The following is a 19,165-nucleotide window of genomic DNA, read 5'->3' on the forward strand; positions in this document are numbered from 1 at the left end:
GGGCGGGGTGTCCTGGTGGGTGTCGGGGCGGATGCCGTGCGGCATCCGGGCCGGCCTCGTTCGCGGTGACGTGCCACAGACGTCGCCCGAGGTCTCATGTCGTCCTCTCGTCCCCCGTCTCTCCGCCCGTCACGGCCACCCATCGGCCGATCCTGGCTGCTGGCCACTTGCGCCGGCTTCGCGTCCTACGGCGCCGAGATCCGCGAGGCCGTCTCACAGACTGCCCAGGCGGACCTCGCCGAGCTCTCCGTGACCGCCGAGGCGCGGCCGACCGCTGGAAGCGGGCCGGCCGCCAATGCGGGCTCTGTCGGCGGCGTCAGCGGAATCGGCGGCGGCCTCCGGACCGTCGACGCGGCGAGCGCCGGGACCATCTCGGGCGCAGCGCTCAACAGCCGGCCGATCACCCGCCCCGGCGAGGCGCTGGAGAGCGTCCCGGGCCTCATCGTCACCCAGCATTCCGGGGAGGGGAAGGCCAACCAGTTCTTCCTGCGCGGCTTCAACCTCGACCACGGCACCGACATCGCGCTTCACGTGGACGGCATGCCTGTGAACATGCGCACCCATGCCCATGGCCAGGGCTATGCAGATCTCAACTTCCTCATCCCCGAACTCGTCGGCGCGGTGGAATTCCACAAGGGTCCCTACTTCGTCCGGGACGGCGACTTCGCCTCCGCCGGCTCGGTGCGGATCGACTACCTCGACAGGGTCGACCGCAACCTCGCGCTGACGTCCCTCGGCAGCTTCGGCTACAAGCGCGCGCTCAGCATCGCCTCCGCGCCCCTCGGCGAAGGCCACCTGCTCGTGGCCGGGGAGGCCCAGACCTATGACGGGCCCTGAGACGTGCCGGATCGGCTGGCCAAGCTCAACGCCGTGGTCCGCTACAGCCAGGGCACGGCCCTCGACGGTTTCGCCCTGACCGGCATGGCCTACTGGGCGAAGTGGAACGCCACCAACCAGATCCCGGAGCGAGCGGTGGGGGAGGGATTGATCGGCCGCTTCGGCACCCTGAACCCCACGGATGGCGGCGATACCGGCCGCTTCTCGCTCTCGGGCCGCTGGAGTCGGACGAGCGAGGCCGGGATCACCCGGGCGAGCGCCTACGTCATCCGCTACGGGATGAACCTGTTCAACGACTTCACCTACCTTCTGAACGATCCGGTCGCCGGCGACCAGTTCCGCCAGCGCGACAGCCGGGTGCTCGGCGGCGGCGAGGTCAGCCACACCGTCCAGGGCAGCCTGTTCGGCCTGCCGATGGAGAACGAGATCGGCGTCCAGACCCGCACCGACGCCATCCGGGTCGGCCTGTTCAACACCACGGCGCGGCAGTTCCGCTCCACCGTGCTGGACGACCGGGTGCTGGAGGCGAGCGCGGCGTTCTACGTCGAGAACCGGGTGCGCTGGACCGACTGGCTGCGCACCAGCCTGGGCTTCCGCGTCGACGGGTTCACCGCCGACGTCCGCTCGGACACGCCGGCCAATTCCGGCACGGCCCGGGACGGGATCGTCAACCCGAAGCTCGGCCTCGTGCTCGGCCCCTGGTTCGACACCGAATTGTTCGTGAACTACGGCGGCGGCTTCCACGCGAACGACGCCCGCGGCGTCACCGCCACTGTCGATCCGACGAGCCCGCTGTTCAACATCAGCCGCTCGCCCTTCCTCGTCCCCTCGACGGGCTCCGAGATCGGCCTGCGCAACCGGAGCATCGCCGGGCTGGAGACGGCGGTGACGCTGTTCCAGCTCGATTTCGCCTCCGAGAACCTGTTCCAGGGCGACAGCGGCACCACCGAGCCGAGCCGCCCGACCCGCCGCTTCGGCGTCGAGTGGACCAATCGCTACGCGGTGACGCCCTGGCTCTCCCTGGAGGGCGACCTGACGGTGACCAACGCCCGCTTCGCGAATCGCGACCCGATCGGCAACCGGGTGCCGGAGGCGCCCACCACGATCGCCTCGGCCGGCGTCACCTTCGGCGAGGGGCCGGGTTGGTTCGGGTCGATGCGCTTCCGCTACTTCGGGCCGCGGCCGCTGATCGAGGACAATTCGGTGCGCTCGCGCCCGACCGCCCTCGTGAACGGCCGGGTCGGCTACAACTTCGACAACGGGATCAGCCTGTCCCTCGACGTGCTGAACCTGACCAACGCCAAGGCCGACCAGACCACCTACTTCTACACCTCCCGCCTGCCCGGCGAACGGCGTCGCCGACAGGCATTTCCACCCCGTCGAGCCGACGGCTTTGCGCCTGACCCTGGCCGGGCGGTTCTAGCCGCGCGCGGTCCTCAACCCGGCAGCTTGGCCAGGGCGGCGGCGTCGCGCCCGACCTGGGGGGCGAGCCGCGTGGCGCCCTCGGCCTTCATCCGGGTGAGGATGCCGGCCTTGATCTCGGGAATCAAGCCGGGGCCGGCATAGACCAGGCTCGAATAGAGCTGGAGCAGGCTGGCGCCGGCCCGGATCTTGGTCCACGCGGTCTCGGCCGAGTCGATCCCGCCGACGCCGACGAGGGGCAGCTTGCCGCCGACCCGGAGGTAAGCCTCGGCGAGGAGCCGGGTCGCCGCCGTGAAGAGCGGCCGGCCGGAGAGGCCGCCGGTCTCGCGGGCGAGACCCGATTCGCGCAGGGTCCCGGGCCGGGCGATCGTCGTGTTGGACACCACCAGGCCCTGGACGCCGCGCCGGAGGGCGGTGGCCGTCATCGCATCGAGGGCCTCGAGGGTGATGTCGGGGGCGATCTTCAGCAGGATGGCGGTGTCCGGATGGGTCGCGTCCCGGGCCTCGACCACGCGGGCGAGCAATTCGTCGAGGAAGGCCTCGCCCTGGAGGTCGCGCAAGCCGGGCGTGTTCGGCGAGGACACGTTGACGGTGACGAAATCCACCAGCGGCGCCAGGGCGCGGGTGCAGGCGACGTAATCGGCGAGGCGGTCGGTCGAGTCCTTGTTCGCGCCGATGTTGACGCCGACCCGGCCCGGCCGGCCCTTTCGGGCGGCGAGGCGGCCCCGGACCACGTCGAGGCCCTCGCTGTTCAGGCCGAAGCGGTTGATCACCGCCCGATCCTGCGTGAGCCGGAAGACCCGCGGGCGGGGATTGCCCGGCTGCGCCTTCGGAACGACGCCGCCCACCTCGACGAAGCCGAAGCCGAGTCCGAGCAGGGCATCGGGGACCTCCGCACCCTTGTCGAAGCCCGCCGCCAGGCCGACCGGGTTCGGGAACCGGCGCCCCAGCACCTCGACCGCCAGCCGGGCATCGTCGGCAGGGGGCCGGAGGGGTGGCAGGGCGGCGAGCCCGCGCAGGGTCAGGTTGTGCGCCGTCTCGGCGTCGAGGCGGTGCAGCAGGGGCTTGGCAAGGGGGAAGAGAGCGCCGATCATGCGGGACGTCCCGCGGCGAGACCGGTCGGGAGGACGTGGCGTCCGTCGGTGCCCAGGGGCAGTTCGGTGACGGAGCGGACGGCCGTCAGGTCGAGGTCGGCGTAGAGATGCGGGAACAGGGCGCCGCCCCGCGACGGTTCGTAGCGCAGGGCCGGACCCAGGGCCTCGGCCGCCACGGCGACGAGGACGAGGTCCCCGACGCCGGCGAAGTGGCGTGCCGCGGTCTCGGCCACCTGGTCCGCGCTGGAGAAGTGGATATAGCCGTCGGCGCGGTCGATCGGAGCGCCCGCGAAGCGGCCGATGGCCTCGGCCTCACGCCAGAGGGCTCGGGGGGAGATCTTGTAGATGAGCGGCATGCCCGCTCCCTATCGGGTTTCGCAGGGTCGATCAAACGCCGCGGCGCGGATCCAAACCGCAACCGCACGGATACAGTTGAAGTCATGAGTTGCCAGGATGTCGCGATTGCAGATCGAACTGAATTTGCAGCCCCGGCACCATTGCTTTTCGCGTTTTTTAGTTCTACTTTCCTATCTCTAGGCTGGACGTCTTAGCCGTAACTCGCTCTGAGCTTTCGATGCTGTCTCATGAACAGATCTGGACCGCCATCGACCGCCTAGCGGAACGTCATGGATTCTCCGCGTCCGGCCTCGCCCGCAGGGCCGGCCTGGATGCCACCAGCTTCAACCGGTCGAAGCGCATCGGCCCCGACGGCCGCAAGCGCTGGCCCTCCACCGAATCGGTCTCGAAGGTGCTCGCCGCCACCGGGGCGAGCCTCGACGAGTTTCTCAGGCTGATCGAGGCGCGCGACGGACCGGCGCGCACGATGATCCCGTTGATCGGCATGACCCAGGCCGGCGCCGGGCGCCTGTTCACGGACGAGGGCATGCCGACGGGCGGTCCCGGTTGGGAGGAGATCGAGTTTCCGGATCTCGCCGACGACCGTGCCTTCGCCCTGGAAGTGCAGGGCGATTCGATGATGCCGCTCTACCGCGACGGCGACGTGCTCATCGTGTCGCCGACCGCCGGGGTCCGCAAGGGCGACCGGGTCGTGGTCCGGCTGGCCGCCGGCGAGGTCCTGGCCAAGGAACTCAAGCGCAAGACCGCCCGCACCATCGAGCTGGCCTCGCTCAATCCCGATCACGAGGACCGGGTCGTCAACGTCAGCGACATCGCCTGGATCGGCCGGGTGATGTGGGTGCGCCAGTAGCCTGTCCGGCACAGCTTTGCCGTTGCCGCGGTTGCCGCTATGCCTTGGGGCCGGAGGGGCCGCGCGTCCCGGATCGGCGGACAGGCCATGGCATTGCCCCGGACGGACGATCACGCTGCTGAGGGCGAGCCGGAGTCCGGGCTCGTCCGACTGCTGACCGCCTCGGCGGTGCCGGCGGCCCTCCTGGCGCCGGAGGCGTCCGGCGGCCGCGTCGTCCGCGCCAACCGCGCGCTCCTCGATCTTGTCCGGCGATCCCCCGACGCCTCCCTCGACGGCGACCTGCGCGCCTGGCTGGGGCTCGACGGCGACCGGGAATCCGGCGCCGCGTTCGCTGCGGCCCTCGCCGCCGGGGCTCCGGAGGGCATCGAGGTCCTCGCGCGGCCGGGCGGCGGCGCGGCGTTCTGGGCGCAGGTCTTCGTCGTCCCGGTGACGGGGACGCCCTACCGCCTCGCGCAGGTCGTCGACGTGACCCGGCGGCGCGACGCCGAGGGCGCCCTCGCGCTCTCGCGCCAGCGCGAGGCCTTGGGCCTCCTCACCAACAGCGTGGCGCACGAGTTCAACAACTTCCTCCAGATCCTGATCGGCTACATCGACGGGCTGAAGCGGCGCCTGGGCGACCGCGACGAGCCCTTCATCCAGCGCGCCATCGTGCGCTCCACGGATGCGGCCGAGCGCGCCACCACCCTGACCCGGCAGCTCCTCGCCTTCTCGCGGCGCATCGCCCCCGACGTCCGCCCGGTCGACCTGAACCGGCTGATCGAAACATTCGGGGCGCGCATCGGGCCGACGCTTCCGGCCCGCGTCGCCCTCGAGATCCGGACCACGCCGGGGCTCGCCTGCGGCCTCAGCAACCCGACGCAGATCGAGCTCGCCCTCAGCCACATCGTCGCCAATTCCTGCGAGGCGATGCCGGCGCCCGGACGCATCGTCATCGCCACCTTCGCGGTGCCCCCGGGCGACCGCGCCCTGCAGCGGCCGGGCGACGGCGCGGTCGGCATCACGGTGACCGACGAGGGCCAGGGCATGTCGCCCGAGATGGCGGCCCGCGCCCTGGCGCCCTTCGTCACCAGTCGCGAGGCCGGCCGCGGCGCCGGGCTCGCCATCGTGCACGGCCTCGTCAAGCGCCAGAATGGCACGGTGTCGATCGACTCGAAGCCTGGGGAGGGCGCTACGGTCCGGATGGTGTTTCCCGCCGCGCATTGAGGGAAATCGAGGGGATTTCGCGAAGAACACCGGACTAAAACTCCGGCGCGAACGTCACCATATCAGGAGCGGCGTATTCTTCGCCGGACTTCCCTGTTGTTCACCAGAGGCGTTTTCATGCTCACCTCCACCACTCGCCGGAAGCGCGCGGCGTCCATCCTCGCGCTCGCCGCGACGCTGGTCCTCGCAGCGCCCGTCGTCGAGGCGCGTCCCGGAAGCGGCAGCAGCGGTGGCATGGGTTCGCGCGGCTCGCGCACCTACGCGCCGCCCTCGGCCACCACGACGGCCCCCGGCGCGCCGGCCCCGATCCAGCGCTCGCAGACCCAGCCCGGCCCGGCCATGGGCAATCCCGGCATGAACACCGCCGCGCAGCCCGGCCGACGCTTCGGTGGCGGCTTCATGGCCGGCCTGCTCGGCGCGGGCCTGCTCGGCGCGCTCCTCGGCGGCGGTTTCTTCGGCGGCCTCGGCGGCATCGCCTCCTTCCTCGGCCTGATCCTGCAGGTCGGTCTCGTGGTCCTGCTGGTCTCCTTCGCCGTGCGCTGGTTCCGCCGGCGCCAGGGCCAGCCGGCCGCCGCAGGCCTGTCCCGCTCGAACCTCGACGGTGCCGGCGCGAACCCGGGCCCGATGGGCGGTTCTCCGCTCGGGGGCGCTCCGATGGGCGGCAACCCGGGCGATGCCCAGCGCGGTCCCGCTCCGGTCCAGCCGGTGCAGGCGCGTCCCGTCCAGATCAGCCCCGGCGACTTCCAGAGCTTCGAGATCGCCCTCAACGACGTGCAGGCGGCCTATGGCCGTGGGGACGTCGCGGCCCTGCGCAACCTCGCGACTCCGGAGATGGCCGGCTACTTCATCGAGGAACTGCAGGCCAACGAGGCGCGCGGCGTCGTCAACCGGATCTCGGACGTGAAGCTCCTCCAGGGCGACCTCTCCGAGTCCTGGGGCGAGGGCAATGCCGAGTACGCCACGGTGGCGATGCGCTACGCCATCAAGGACGTGACGCTCGACCGCCGGACCGACCGGGTGGTCGAGACCGGCGAGCCGGAGGCGGTGGAGCTCTGGACCTTCGTGCGCGAGCGCGGCGGCCGCTGGGTCCTCTCGGCGATCCAGCAAGGTCGCTGACGCTCGGCCCCGTCCGATACCGATGAATCAAAAGAGCCGCGCGGAGACATCCGCGCGGCTCTTTCGCTGTGCCGAGGGATCAGACGGGGCGGTAGGCCTGGGCCATCGCCACGAAGGCGGAGACCGGAACCTCCTCGGCCCGCGCGGTCTCGGGAATGCCGGCGGCGGCCAGGAGCCGGGCCGGGTCCGGAACCGCCGCCTTGAGGCTTTGGCGCAGCATCTTGCGCCGCTGCCCGAAGGCCGCCCGGGTGATCGCCTCGAGCGCCTGGACCGAGCAGGGCAGGGGATCGCGCCGGGGCGTCAGCCGGACGATGGATGAGGTCACCTTCGGCGGCGGCACGAAGGCCGAGGGCGCCACGTCGAACAGGATATGGGCCTCGGTGCGCCAGCCGCAGAGAACGCCGAGGCGGCCGTAATTCGCCCGATCCTGCTCGTCCGCGACGATGCGCTCGGCCACCTCGCGCTGGAACATCAGCGTCAGGGAATCCCACCAGGGCGGCCAGGCGCCCCCGGCGAGCCAGCCGACGAGGAGCGGCGTGCCGATGTTGTAGGGCAGGTTCGCGACGATCCGTACCGGATCCGTGCCGATCAGGGGCACGGGGTCGAAGCTCAGGGCGTCGGCATCGACCACCTCGAGGCGCCCGGGATAATGCGCCGCGATCTCCGCAAGGGCTGGCAGGGCGCGCGGATCGCGCTCGATCGCGATGACCCGGGCGGCGCCCTCCGCCAGCAGCGCGCGAGTGAGGCCACCGGGGCCAGGCCCGATCTCGACCACGGTGACGCCCTCCAGCGGGCCGGCCGACCGGGCGATCCGCCCGGTGAGGTTGAGATCGAACAGGAAGTTCTGGCCCAGCGCCTTCTTGGGTTCCAGGCTGTGCCGGCGCACCACCTCCCGAAGGGGCGGCAGGCCGTCGATGCTGACGCTCCCGTCCTCGCTCACGCGCCGGCCTTCACGAGACGGGCGGCAAGGCGGAGCGCCGCCATCAGGCTGTCGGGCCGGGCGATGCCCTTGCCGGCGATGTCGAAGGCCGTGCCGTGGTCCGGCGAGGTACGGATGAAGGGGAGTCCGAGGGTGACGTTCACGCCCTCGTCGAAGGCCAGGGTCTTGATCGGGATCAGGGCCTGGTCGTGGGTCGGCGTCAACGCGACGTCGTAGGTCGCCCGCGCCCGTTCGTGGAACAGGGTGTCGGCGGGCAGCGGCCCGCGGATGTCGATGCCCTCGGTCTGCAACTGCAGCACGGCCGGCTCCAGCACGTCGCGGTCCTCCGTGCCCATGGTGGCGTTCTCGCCCGCATGGGGGTTGAGGCCGGAGAGGACGAGGCGCGGCCGGGCGAGGCCGAAGCGCCGCCGCAGGTCCTCCGCCACGATGCGGGCGGTGCGCATGACGAGGTCCTGCGTCAGCAGTTCGGGGACCCGCCGCAGGGCGACGTGGATGGTGACGGGCACCACCGCGAGGGTCTCGCTCCAGAGCATCATCACGGGGAGCGGCGGGGTCTCGCCGGGTGCGACGGAGCAGGCGGCCAGGAACTCGGTATGGCCCGGATGGGCGAAGCCGACCTGCGTGAGCACGTACTTGGCGATCGGGTTGGTGACCAGGGCGGTGGCCGCCCCGGAACGGACGAGGTCCACCGCGGTGGTGATCGATTCCAGGATCGCGCCGGCATTGGCGGAATCGGGGCGCCCCGCCACCGCGTGAACGGCCGCGCCGCTCGGCAGGGCCATCACCGGGAGGGCGCGCCCGAACACCTCGGTGGCGAGGTCCGGGCCGACATCGGCGATGGGCACCTGCAGGTTGAGCTCGCTCGCCCGCCGCTCGACGAAGTCGGGGTCGGCGACGAGGAAGAAGGGAGGCAGGCCGGGGCCCGCATCGCGCAGGCGCCACGCCATCAGGGCGAGTTCCGGGCCGATGCCGGCCGGGTCTCCGAGCGTGAGGGCGATCGGCCCGTGCAGGCTGCTCACCGCATCACTCCGTGTCGTTCCAGGGGCGGGCCGCCTCAGCGGACCGTCGAGATGCCGTCGGCCGTGATGGCCGTGTTCAGGTTCTGGCGGAAATCCGCCTCGCCCAGGGTCTTGAGTTCGAGCCGCAGCAGCACCGTCCGGTTGCGCTCGCTGGTGCCGAGCGAGGCCGCCACGGGCGAGACGATGTAGTTGACGGAAACCGTGGTGCACTCGTCTTGGTAACCGCCGCCGATGCTCATGCCCGAGAGATAGGCCCGGCCCGGGTTGCTGTAGACAGGCGCGGCGCCGACGGGGTTCGCGAGGTAGGAGGCGTAGGCCGTCTGGAAGTTGTCGCGCACGTCGAGGTAGTGGGACAGATCGACCAGGGCGGAGCCGGTCACGAACCAGTTCGGCGTCACGTGGTAGGTCGCCGAGGCGGTGATGCCCTCGCGCCGGTTGGCGAAGCCGAGGGCCGGCTGCGCCTTGTAGTAGGAATAGAACGCCGACAGATCGATCGGCGCGAAGGGCGCGAGGCGGGCGATCACGCCGGTCTCGACCCGGTTCACCCCGAGATCCGCATGGTCGAAGCGGCCGCGGGTGATGAAGGTGATGTGCTGGTTCGGCGAGAGCTGGAACCGGCCGACGAAGTCCGAGGCCCGGCTGTCGAGGCCGGAATCGAGGCCGACATTGGCGATGTCGCCGCGGCGGAACGAGTTGACGCCGGCGATCTGGATCGACTCGCCGAACATGACGTTCGCGTACCAGCCCGCGGGGGTCACGACGGAATACTGTGCGCCGATATTGGTGCGTACGCCGCCCTCGACCCGGTCGTAGCCCGAGAACTTGTCCCACTCGAACAGCGAGGTGTCGTCGAAGATCAGGCTCTGCGCGTCCTCGTTCGGCAGCCGGCCGATATGGGTCTCGCTCGGGCGCGCGATGACCTGCGCGATCGGCTCGAGGGTGTGGACGCCGAGGGGGCCGAAATTGCTGACGAACGGGTAGCGGTAGTCGATGCCGACGGCGGGCAGCACCCGGCCCGAGAAATCCGCGTCCTGCGTCGCGATGTTGGCCGAGAGGGCGTTCTGGTAGCCCGAGGTGCGCGGGTCGACGAAGAACGCGTCCGTGCGCAGGTAGGCGAACGGCGTGAAGACCTGGCCCACATCGTCGATGAAGCTGCGGCGCCAGGAGAGCTGGGCCGACGCGCGGGTGTTCGTGCCGGCCAGGCCCCGGATCACGCACTGCCCGCGCGAGAACGATGTGCACGTCTCGTAGAGGTAGTAGGTCTTGCCGTTGATCGTCGGGGTCAGCAGGTAGGCGGTCGGGCTCTGGACCGCCTGGAAGTCGGTGGCCTGACGGGTCAGGCTGGTGATGTTGGCCTCGAAGCGGACCTCGCCGCCGAGGAAGCCCGGCCCGTTGATGCGCTTGTCGTAGTCGATCACCGGCGCGACGAAGGGCTGCTCCTTCTGCCAGTCAAAGCTCGACAGGCCCTTGAAGTAGTAGCCCCGTGCCTCGAACCACGAGCGGTCGCCCTGGCCGATCAGGTAGCCGGTCGACACCGCCTCGCGGAAGTAATCGGTCGTGATGCTCTGGTTGCGGATGCGGTAGTTATCCAGGAACCACTTGTCGGTGACGCCGACGATGTCCCAGCCGGTGCGCCAGCGGTCGTTGATGTAGAACTGGCCCTTGGTCTCCACCGAGCCGCGGAAGTCGCGGTCGCCCGCGCCCAGAGGACCGGGCAGGAAGGCGCTCGGCGTCGTCTGGAAGATGCCGGACAGGCGCAGATTGTACGAGCCGGTCTCCAGCCGGTGCCGGAACTCGGCCTGGCCGAGGACGCCCTGGTTGCTCAGGAAGGCCGGCGAGAGGGTGAGATCGTAGTTCGGCGCGAGGTTGACGAAGAACGGGGTCGCGAGGCCGGAGCCCAGCGCCGTCGAGGTGAGGAAGCGCGGCGTCAGGAAGCCGGTCTTGCGCTTCACCGTCGGGTCGGCGGTCTCGAAATAGGGCAGGTAGGCGACCGGGATGCCGCCGATCTCGAGGGTCGATTCCTCGAAGGCGACGGTGTGGGTCTGGTTGTTGTGGACGATCTTGGTGGCGCGGATCTGCCAGAGCGGCGGCGTCTCCGGGTTGTTCTTGCACGGCTCGCAGGCGGTGTAGGTGCCGTACTCGAAGCTCGTGCTGTCGCCCTCGATCCGCTCGGCGCGGGGCGCGGAGAATCGGGTGCGGACGGTCTGTCCGTTCAGCTGGACGCTCTGCTGGACGCGCAGCGCGTCGATGAAGCCGTTCTTGAAGTCGTCGGTGAGCTCCATCCTGGAGCCGGTGACCACGGCGCCCGAGGCCTCCGTCAGGCGCACGTTGCCCTCGGCGAAGACGCGGCTCGCCTGGCGGTCGTAGATCACCCGGTCGGCCTGCAGGGTCCGCGGGCCGTAATGCAGCTCGGCGTTGCCGCGGGCCGTCACGGTGTTGCGGTCGTTGTCGTAGACGAGCTCCGCGGCCTCCACGAGGAGGCGCTCGGCGGGCTTGCCCGAATCCGGTTTGCCGGCGGTCGCCTTCGGGGCGCCGGCCCTCGAGGCCCCCTGGGCGAGCGCCTGCCCGCCGGGCGCCGCGGGGGCGACGGCCGTGAGCATCACCACGAACCCCGTGGCCAACGTGATGTCGGCGACCTTACGCAACGCCAGTCCCAACTCCTGCCAAGGCCTTCGACCCTTCGCCACCACCGAGTCCGACATCAGCCGTCCTCCTGATAGAGAAGCGTGAGCGTACCAAGGAGACTCCCTACCACGGCCGGGAACCAGGCCGCCACAGCCGGCGTCACGATTCCCGAGGCACCGAGGCCTTCCAGCACCTGTCGCGCGACGTACAGCACGAACCCCGCCGCCACGCCGCCCAGCACCAGTTTGCCCACCCCACCAAAGCGGAAGAACCTTAAGGAAACGCTGGCCGCCACCAAGACCATGGCCAGGAACAGGACAGGCCTGGCCAGCAGCACGTCGTACTGGAGACGGTAGCGGGTGGCGTCGAGGCCCGCCCGCTCGGAGCGCGAAATGGTCTCGGGGAGTTGCCAGAAAGGCACGGATTCCGGCGGCGTGAAGCGCTGCCGCACCTGCGAGGGCACCAGGGTCGAGGCGATCAGGTAGGTGTCGAAGGTCTCGGCCGGCTGACCCTTGGCCATCACCCGGGCCTGGTTCAGCTCCCAGTAGCCGTCGTGCAGGCTGGCCTTGGCGGCCTCGATCTGCGCGGTGAAGACGCCGGCCTCGTCGAAGGTGAAGACCGAGACGCCCGCGAGCGTGGTGGTGCCCTCCACCGCGGTGTCGGCCCGGATGATCGCCTGCCCGTCGAGGCTGCGCTGGCGGATCCACAGGTCCTTGCCGGAATTGGCCTTGGTCGAGCGGGCGAAGATCTTCGCCTCGATCTCGGTGGAGCGCTGCTTCATCAGCGCCGAGACGGGGTTGTAGACGCCGACCGTGAAGGCCCCGATGGCCAGCGCCACGAACACGCCGGGCTGCAGGAACTGCCAGGCCGAGATGCCGGCCGCCCGGGCCACCACCAGTTCGAGCTTGCGCGAGAGCTGGAGCAGGGCGGCCATCGAGCCGAACAGGATCGCGAAGGGCAGCACGCCCTCGGCCACGGCCGGGGTCCGATAGAGCGAGAGCTGCGCCATCAAACCTGTGGACGCGCCCTCCGCGTCGCCGGCGCGGCGCAGGAGCTCGACGAAATCGAGGGTGTAGACGAGCGTGAACACCGTGAGGAACACGCCCAGGATCGTGCGCACGAAGCGCATCGCGAAGTAGCGGCCGAGGGTGGCGCCGATCAGCATCGCGTCAGCCCCGCCTCACTGCACGCCGAGGCGCGGGCGCCGGCCGAAGCGGCCGAAGAACCCGGCCGCGGCCCGGCTCACCCGGGTGTTCCAGTCCCGCACCGCCGCGCCGTTGAAGATCATCACCGCCGAGATCAGGATGGCGAGGAGGGGCACGGCGTAGACCGCGATCACCGCGCCCTGGCTGCGGGCGGCCGCGCTGGAGGCGGCGAAGCCGCCGATGCGCACCACCACCACGGCGAGGACCGCCCCCGCGACCGCGAGGCCGCGCCCCTGGCGCGTGGTGCGCGGGTCGCCCAGCGCCGCGAAGGCGATGAAGGTCAGGGCGAGCGGGTAGAGCCAGGACGAGAGCCGGTCGTGCAACTCGGCCCGGAAGCGGCCCTTCTGCTGCTTGTAATAGGTCTCGCTGGTGTCGGGAAACAGAAGCTGCGCCGTGGCGCGCTCGCGCGGCTTGTAGACCAGCTCGGCATCGGGCGGCGTGAAGGCCGCGAGATCGACGGTGTAGCGCTCGAAGGTGATGATCGACGCATCGCGGGAATCCTTCTGCTGCCGGTGGATGCTGCCCTTCTCGAGGGCGAGGTAGCTCTGGCCGCCGTATTCCTGCGCCTGGCCGCGCTCGGCGAGATACACCACCGACTTGCCGGCCTCGCGCTTGTCCTGGATGAACAGGCCGAGCAGGGCTCCGCCCGGGCCGCGCTCGCGGAAGTGGAAGGTGATGCCGCTGTCGAGGCTGGTGAACTGCCCTTCCTTGACCACGTTGGCGATGAAGTCGCCCCGCACCCGGGTCAGCACGTCGCGCAATTCTTGGAAGGACGACGGCATCACCTGGATCGTCAGGAAGGCCACCGCGAGGCTGACGGCGAGGCCGAGGCTGAGGAAGGGCCGCAGGATCTGGCGGGGCCGCATGCCCGCGGCCGACATCACGATGAGCTCGGAATCGCCGTTCAGCTTGTTCAGCGCGTAGACGACCGCGATGAACAGCGCCACCGGGGCGATCACGGTGATCAGCGTCGGCAGCGACAGGCCGGTGATGAGGAAGAAGATCACCAGGGTCTGGCCCTTGGCGGTGATGAGGTCGAGCTCGCGCAGGGCCTGCGTCACCCAGATCGTGCCGGTGAGGCCGACGAGGCAGGCGAAGAATGCCCCGAGCGCGATTCTGAAGATGTAGCGCTCGATCTGCGTCATGGGTTCTCGTGGATCGGCGTCCCGCGGATCGCCTCCCGCCTCGCCTGGCGAGGCTCGGCCCCGCCCGTTTCTACCCGTCCCGCCCCCCGGCCGTCGACTCCGATCCGGGCGCGCCGATTCGGGCACTTTCAGGGCCGTCCGGTCGCGTTGCGTTCTCTGCCTCAACAGGTACACAGAAGCGCCTGGAGCGGCACGTCCGATGCCGTGCCGCTCCGCACATCTTGCACGCACGACTTCGAACGCACCGTTCGTTCGAGCCCAATCCTCGGAAAGCTAGCGTCATGGCGGACGGAATTACGATCGCGTTCGGGTCCCTGGGTCCGGTGGGCCGAGGCGACGTCGTCCTCTTCGTTGGCGACGATCTCGCCCTGGCTCCGGCCGTGGCCCAGGCGATCGGTGGCGGCGTGGCCGATCTCGTCGCCCGCGCGGCCGCGGGCGAGCGCTTCAAGGGCAAGTCCCTATCGGCCCTGGCGCTGCCCGCCCCGGCCGGCCTCGACGCCGACCGCCTCCTGGTGATCGGCCTCGGCTCGGAGAAGGATCGCGCCAAGATCGACTGGCCGGCGCTCGGCGGCTTCACCGCCAGCAAGGTCTCGGGCCGGAGCGCCCATGCCGCACTGATCTTCGCCGGCCTCGACGTCACCGCGGCGAATGCCGCCGACTTCGCCCTCGGTGCCCGCCTGCGCCACTACAGCTTCGACCGCTACAAGACCAAGAAGAAGCCCGAGGGCGAGGATGCGAAGGGCACCGCGCTGACCCTGATGGTGGCGGATGCCGCCGCCGCCGAGGCCGCCGCAAAGGTCTCGGAGGCCGTCGCCGACGGCGTCATCCTGGCCCGCGAACTCGTCAACGAGCCGCCGAACGTCCTCTACCCGGAGGAATTCGCCCGCCGTGCCGAGGCGCTGACGCAGCTCGGCGTCGAGGTCGAGGTGCTCGGCCCCGGCAAGCTCGAGGCGCTCGGCATGCGCGCCCTCCTCGCCGTGGCTCAGGGCTCCACCAAGGAGGCCCGCGTCGTGGTGATGCGCTGGAACGGCGCCGCCGATCCGTCGGAGGCACCCATCGCCTTCATCGGCAAGGGCGTGTGCTTCGATTCCGGGGGCGTCTCGATCAAGTCCGCCGGCGGCATGGAGGACATGAAGGGCGACATGGGCGGGGCGGCCTGCGTGGTCGGCACGATGCACGCCCTCGCGAGCCGCAAGGCGAAGGTCAACGTCGTGGGCGCCATCGGCATCGTCGAGAACATGCCCGACGGCAACGCCATGCGCCCGAGCGACATCATCACCTCGATGTCGGGCCAGACCATCGAGGTCATCAACACCGACGCCGAGGGCCGCCTCGTCCTCGCCGACGTGCTCTGGCACATCCAGGGCTCCTATAAGCCGAAGTTCATGATCGACCTCGCCACCCTGACGGGCGCGATCATCGTGGCGCTCGGCCAGGACATCGCCGGGATGTTCTCCAACGACGACGCCCTCTCGGCCAAGATCGCGGCGGCCGGCGAGGCGACGGGCGAAGCCGTGTGGCGGATGCCGCTGATCCCGGCCTACGACAAGGCCATCGATTCGAAGTTCGCCGACATGAAGAACTCCGGCGGCCGCCACGGTGGTGCCGCCACGGCGGCCTCGTTCCTGAAGCGCTACGTGAACGACGTGCCGTGGGCGCATCTCGATATCGCCGGCGTCGCGATGTCCTCGTCGGCGAGCGAGATCAACCGGAGCTGGGGGGCGGGCTGGGGCGTGCGCCTGCTCGACCGCCTGGTGCGCGACAACTACGAGGCCTGAGCCGCGTGCTGCCGGGCGCGGTTCCGCTGGCAGCCGCGATCCTGGCGGTCGCCGTCGCCTTCGTCACGGGCTTCGACCAGCGGGCGGCCCTGCCGCCCGAGCTCGAAGCCCGCTTCTACGGCTTCTTCCTCGATCGCTACCCGCTCTTTGCGGTGGCGATCGTCTACGGGCTCGCCTGCCTCGGCCTGCGGATCGTCCGGCCGGGTCCCGCCGGCTGGGCCCGCCGGCTCGTCGGCGGAGCGCTCGCCCTGGCGCTGTTCCTGGCGGTCTGCCTGCATCCCACCTTCGGTGGCGTGACCCTGCGCCTCGCCTTCGCCAGCGGCGGCACCGCCTTCCTGACCCAGCAGGCGATGCCGGCCGCCTACGCCCTCGGGTCGGCGCTGGCCGCCACCCTGTTCGCGACGTCACTGGGCATCGGCGCCCTGCTGATCGGCAACCGGCCGCCGCAGCGCCCGCGGCGCTGGCTGCGGACGATCGCCGGGATCCTGCTGCGCTACCTCACCCTCTGGTTCGCCCTGGCGGTGCTCGGTCTCGCCCATGCGGCGGGCTTCGGCATCTGGCCGCACCGTTCGATGACGATGACCGATGCCGTGTTAGCGGTGGCCCTGGCCAGCATCGCCTTTCTGCCGCACCTCAGCTGCAATGGGCTGACGATGCGTCAGGATCGTTCTCGCCGACTCCATGCCGCCGCTTGATCCCGGCGCCGGGATGGCCGAGGATGGTTTAGATGTGAACTAAGGGGGCAGGAAGCCGCCGGGTCGCGTCGCAGGGAGGATCCACATGGCCGAAACCCGGAGCGCCGCGCGCCCGTGGCTGACCGCTTATCCGCCGGGCATTCCCGCGGAGCTCGACGTCGACCGCCTCGGGACGCTGGTCGATCTGTTCGAGGATTGCATGGCGCGCTCGGCCGCGCGTCCGGCCCTGGAGAGTTTCGGCGCCCGGGTCTCCTACGCGGCCCTCGGCGCGTCGTCCGAGGCCGTGGCGGCGTGGCTCGCCGCGCAGGGCCTCGCCAAGGGCGACCGCGTCGCGATCATGATGCCGAACGTCGCCGCCTATCCGGCGACGATCTTCGGCGTGCTGCTCGCCGGCTGCACCGTCGTCAACGTCAATCCCCTCTACACCCCGCGCGAACTGACGGCGCAACTGAACGACTCGGGCGCGCGCATCCTGTTCGTCCTGGAGAACTTCGCCCACACGGTGATGCAGGCCCTGCCGGACCTCGCCCTCGACCGCATCGTCCTGGCCGGCCCCGGCGACGGCCTCGGCCTGAAGGGACGGCTGATCACCCTCGCCTCGCGCCACCTGAAGAAGGCGGTTCCGCCCTATCGCTTCCCCGACGGGCTCGCGGTCCGCTTCGACGTGGTGATCCGCGCGGGGACCGGCAAGCCCAAGGTCCGGGTCCGCGTCGGGCCGGACGACCTGGCGTTCCTGCAGTACACCGGCGGGACCACGGGGGTGGCCAAGGCGGCGATGCTCACCCACCGCAACATCATGGCCAATGTCGAGCAGAGCCGGATCTGGTTCCGCGTCTCCACCGATGACGGGCAGGCGCGCGTCATGGTCACGGCGCTGCCGCTCTACCACATCTTCGCACTGACCTGCTGCTTCTTCTTCTTCATGAAGGTCGGCGGTTGCTGCCTGCTGATCGCCAATCCGCGCGATGCCGACGGCTTCATCAAGACTCTCAAGGGCACGCGCTTCACCCACTTCTCCGGGGTGAACACCCTGTTCAACCTGCTGATCAACCATCCGAGGATCCGGGAGGTCGACTTCTCGAAGCTCGATTTCGTCATCGCCGGCGGCATGGCGGTGCAGGCCACCGTCGCCGAGAAGTGGAAGGCGATCACCGGCCACGCCATCGTCGAGGGCTACGGCCTGTCCGAGACCTCGCCGGTGGTCTGCGTCAACCCGCCGGATCTCGCCGAGTGGAGCGGCACCATCGGCTATCCGGTGCCCTCGACCGACGTCTCGATCCGCGGGCTCGACGGTCGGGAGGTCGAGATCGGCAAGCCGGGCGAGCTCTGCGTGCAAGGCCCCCAGGTCATGGGCGGCTACTGGAAGCGCCCGGACGAGACCGCCCGGGCCACCACGGCGGACGGCTATTTCCGCACCGGCGACGTGGCGGTGCTCAACCCCGATGGGCAGGTCCGCATCGTCGACCGGATGAAGGACATGATCCTGGTCTCGGGCTTCAACGTCTACCCGAACGAGATCGAGGACGTGCTCGCGAGCCATCCAGGCGTGCTCGAATGCGCCGTGGTGGGCGCCGTCAACGACGAGACCGGCGAGATGGTCGTCGCCCACGTGGTGCGCAAGGACGACGCGATGACCACCGACGCGCTGCGGACCTTCGCCCGCTCGCAGCTCACCGGCTACAAGGTGCCCCGCCGGGTCGTCTTCCACGACGCCCTGCCCAAGACCAATGTGGGCAAGGTGCTGCGCCGGGCCCTGCGCGACGATCCGCCCCCGCCGTGACGCCCGCGCGCCCGTAACCTTCGCATCCCTGCCGGCGAAGGGTGACATCGAGACGGCTTGCACGTTCGCCGCGTCCGGCCAATGTCAGCGCAACAGGCCGGCGCGCAGCGACTCGCGCCGCACGGAGGGATCGACATGCACATCAGGCGTACCCGGGCATGGGAGATGCCCGAACATCTCGCGACGCCGGAGAGCGTCTTCCTCGACCGCCGGCGCCTCCTCGGCGGTGCGGCGGGCCTGGCGGCCGCCTCGCTCATCGGGACGGATGGCGCCCGGGCGGCGTCCGATCCCACCGCCGACCTCTACCCGGCCAAGCGGAACGAGGCCTATACCCTCGACCGCCCGCTGACGCCCGAGAAGTACAGCGCCGACTACAACAACTTCTATGAGTACGGCACCTCGAAGTCGGTTCTCCCGGCCGCGAACGCCCTGAAGACCCGCCCCTGGACGGTGGCGATCGACGGCCTCGTCGAGAAGCCGATGTCCCTCGGGATCGACGACCTGATCCGCAAGATGCCGCTGGAGGAGCGCCTCTACCGGCACCGCTGCGTCGAGGCGTGGTCGATGTCGGTGCCCTGGACCGGGTTCCCGCTCTCGAAGCTCGTGGCCCTGGCCAAGCCGACCTCGGGCGCGAAGTACATCCAGATGCAGACCTTCCTCGACCGGTCGATGGCACCGGGCCAGAAGTCGTTCCTGTATCCCTGGCCCTACACCGAGGGGCTGACCCTCGACGAGGCCGGCAACGACCTCGCCTTCATCGCCACCGGCGTCTACGGCAAGCCGCTCGCCAACCAGTTCGGCGCGCCGATCCGCCTCGTGGTGCCGTGGAAGTACGGCTTCAAGTCGGTGAAATCGATCACCAAGATCTCGTTCGTGGCCGAGCGTCCGAAGACCTTCTGGGAAGGGCTGCAATCGGCCGAGTACGGCTTCTGGGCGAACGTCAACCCGGCGGTGTCGCATCCGCGCTGGAGCCAGGCCACGGAACGGGTGCTGGGCACCGACCAGCGCGTCCCGACCCTGATCTACAACGGCTACGGCGAGCAGGTCGCCGGCCTCTACAAGGGGCTCGAGAAGGAGCGCCTGTTCGTCTGAAGCCGGC

General features: G+C 70.2%; 14 protein-coding genes and 1 pseudogene. 8 read left to right on the forward strand and 7 right to left on the reverse strand.

Annotation, left to right across the window (positions count from 1 at the left end; all coding sequences use genetic code 11):
• Positions 1-249: 249 nt before the first annotated feature.
• A pseudogene (locus tag AC0IWM_RS10905) lies at positions 250-2,260 on the forward strand (TonB-dependent receptor).
• Between the two features lie 13 nt (positions 2,261-2,273).
• Here AC0IWM_RS10905 and AC0IWM_RS10910 read toward each other — a convergent pair.
• Together AC0IWM_RS10910 and AC0IWM_RS10915 are read right to left on the reverse strand one after the other, a co-directional pair.
• On the reverse strand, positions 2,274-3,353 hold the full coding sequence (locus AC0IWM_RS10910) for a quinone-dependent dihydroorotate dehydrogenase (protein ID WP_471754874.1): 1,080 nt from the start codon (positions 3,351-3,353) through the stop codon (positions 2,274-2,276).
• A complete protein-coding gene (locus tag AC0IWM_RS10915; protein WP_471754876.1) occupies positions 3,350-3,709 on the reverse strand; it encodes a DUF952 domain-containing protein in 360 nt (119 codons plus the stop codon). Before AC0IWM_RS10915 ends, AC0IWM_RS10910 begins: the two co-directional genes overlap by 4 nt.
• A gap of 218 nt (positions 3,710-3,927) precedes the next feature.
• Between AC0IWM_RS10915 and AC0IWM_RS10920 the strand changes: the two genes are divergently transcribed.
• The 3 genes from AC0IWM_RS10920 to AC0IWM_RS10930 all read left to right on the forward strand — a co-directional run bounded on the left by AC0IWM_RS10920 (position 3,928) and on the right by AC0IWM_RS10930 (position 6,879).
• Positions 3,928-4,560: a S24 family peptidase gene (locus AC0IWM_RS10920; RefSeq protein ID WP_471754878.1), complete on the forward strand. Its 633-nt coding sequence runs from the start codon at positions 3,928-3,930 to the stop codon at positions 4,558-4,560.
• A gap of 87 nt (positions 4,561-4,647) precedes the next feature.
• Complete coding sequence (locus AC0IWM_RS10925) at positions 4,648-5,763, forward strand: ATP-binding protein (protein WP_471754880.1); 1,116 nt, start codon at positions 4,648-4,650, stop codon at positions 5,761-5,763.
• 117 nt (positions 5,764-5,880) lie between these two features.
• Positions 5,881-6,879 (forward strand): TIM44-like domain-containing protein, encoded by a 999-nt coding sequence (locus AC0IWM_RS10930; RefSeq protein WP_471754882.1) that lies wholly within the window; start codon positions 5,881-5,883, stop codon positions 6,877-6,879.
• 79 nt (positions 6,880-6,958) lie between these two features.
• On the opposite strand, the gene rsmA is transcribed toward AC0IWM_RS10930, so the two are convergent.
• Genes rsmA through lptF form a run of 5 tightly spaced genes read right to left on the reverse strand, consistent with a single transcriptional unit; the run spans position 6,959 to position 13,813 of the window.
• Complete coding sequence (rsmA, locus tag AC0IWM_RS10935; RefSeq protein WP_471754884.1) at positions 6,959-7,819, reverse strand: 16S rRNA (adenine(1518)-N(6)/adenine(1519)-N(6))-dimethyltransferase RsmA; 861 nt, start codon at positions 7,817-7,819, stop codon at positions 6,959-6,961.
• On the reverse strand, positions 7,816-8,838 hold the full coding sequence (pdxA, locus tag AC0IWM_RS10940) for a 4-hydroxythreonine-4-phosphate dehydrogenase PdxA (RefSeq protein ID WP_471754886.1): 1,023 nt from the start codon (positions 8,836-8,838) through the stop codon (positions 7,816-7,818). Before pdxA ends, rsmA begins: the two co-directional genes overlap by 4 nt.
• 35 nt (positions 8,839-8,873) lie before the next feature.
• Positions 8,874-11,483, reverse strand: coding sequence for an LPS-assembly protein LptD (locus AC0IWM_RS10945; RefSeq protein WP_471755238.1), 2,610 nt, complete (start codon positions 11,481-11,483; stop codon positions 8,874-8,876).
• Between the two features lie 56 nt (positions 11,484-11,539).
• Positions 11,540-12,628 (reverse strand): LPS export ABC transporter permease LptG, encoded by a 1,089-nt coding sequence (gene lptG / locus AC0IWM_RS10950; RefSeq protein ID WP_056467321.1) that lies wholly within the window; start codon positions 12,626-12,628, stop codon positions 11,540-11,542.
• 15 nt (positions 12,629-12,643) lie between these two features.
• Complete coding sequence (gene lptF / locus AC0IWM_RS10955) at positions 12,644-13,813, reverse strand: LPS export ABC transporter permease LptF (RefSeq protein WP_471754888.1); 1,170 nt, start codon at positions 13,811-13,813, stop codon at positions 12,644-12,646.
• A gap of 281 nt (positions 13,814-14,094) precedes the next feature.
• On the opposite strand from lptF, the gene AC0IWM_RS10960 reads away from it, so the two are divergent.
• The 4 genes from AC0IWM_RS10960 to msrP all read left to right on the forward strand — a co-directional run bounded on the left by AC0IWM_RS10960 (position 14,095) and on the right by msrP (position 19,158).
• A complete protein-coding gene (locus AC0IWM_RS10960) occupies positions 14,095-15,591 on the forward strand; it encodes a leucyl aminopeptidase (protein WP_471754890.1) in 1,497 nt (498 codons plus the stop codon).
• Positions 15,592-15,596: 5 nt separating this feature from the next.
• The gene (locus AC0IWM_RS10965) at positions 15,597-16,286 is read left to right on the forward strand and encodes a hypothetical protein (protein ID WP_471754892.1); all 690 of its coding nucleotides are present in this window, start codon (positions 15,597-15,599) and stop codon (positions 16,284-16,286) included.
• A gap of 85 nt (positions 16,287-16,371) precedes the next feature.
• Entirely contained in the window at positions 16,372-18,066 is a 1,695-nt protein-coding gene (locus AC0IWM_RS10970; RefSeq protein ID WP_471754894.1) for an AMP-binding protein, read from the forward strand.
• A 135-nt stretch (positions 18,067-18,201) separates the two neighbouring features.
• Positions 18,202-19,158: a protein-methionine-sulfoxide reductase catalytic subunit MsrP gene (gene msrP, locus AC0IWM_RS10975; RefSeq protein WP_471754895.1), complete on the forward strand. Its 957-nt coding sequence runs from the start codon at positions 18,202-18,204 to the stop codon at positions 19,156-19,158.
• The last annotated feature ends 7 nt before the right edge of the window (positions 19,159-19,165 follow it).

It is taken from the genome of Methylobacterium sp. AC433, from assembly GCF_979253015.1.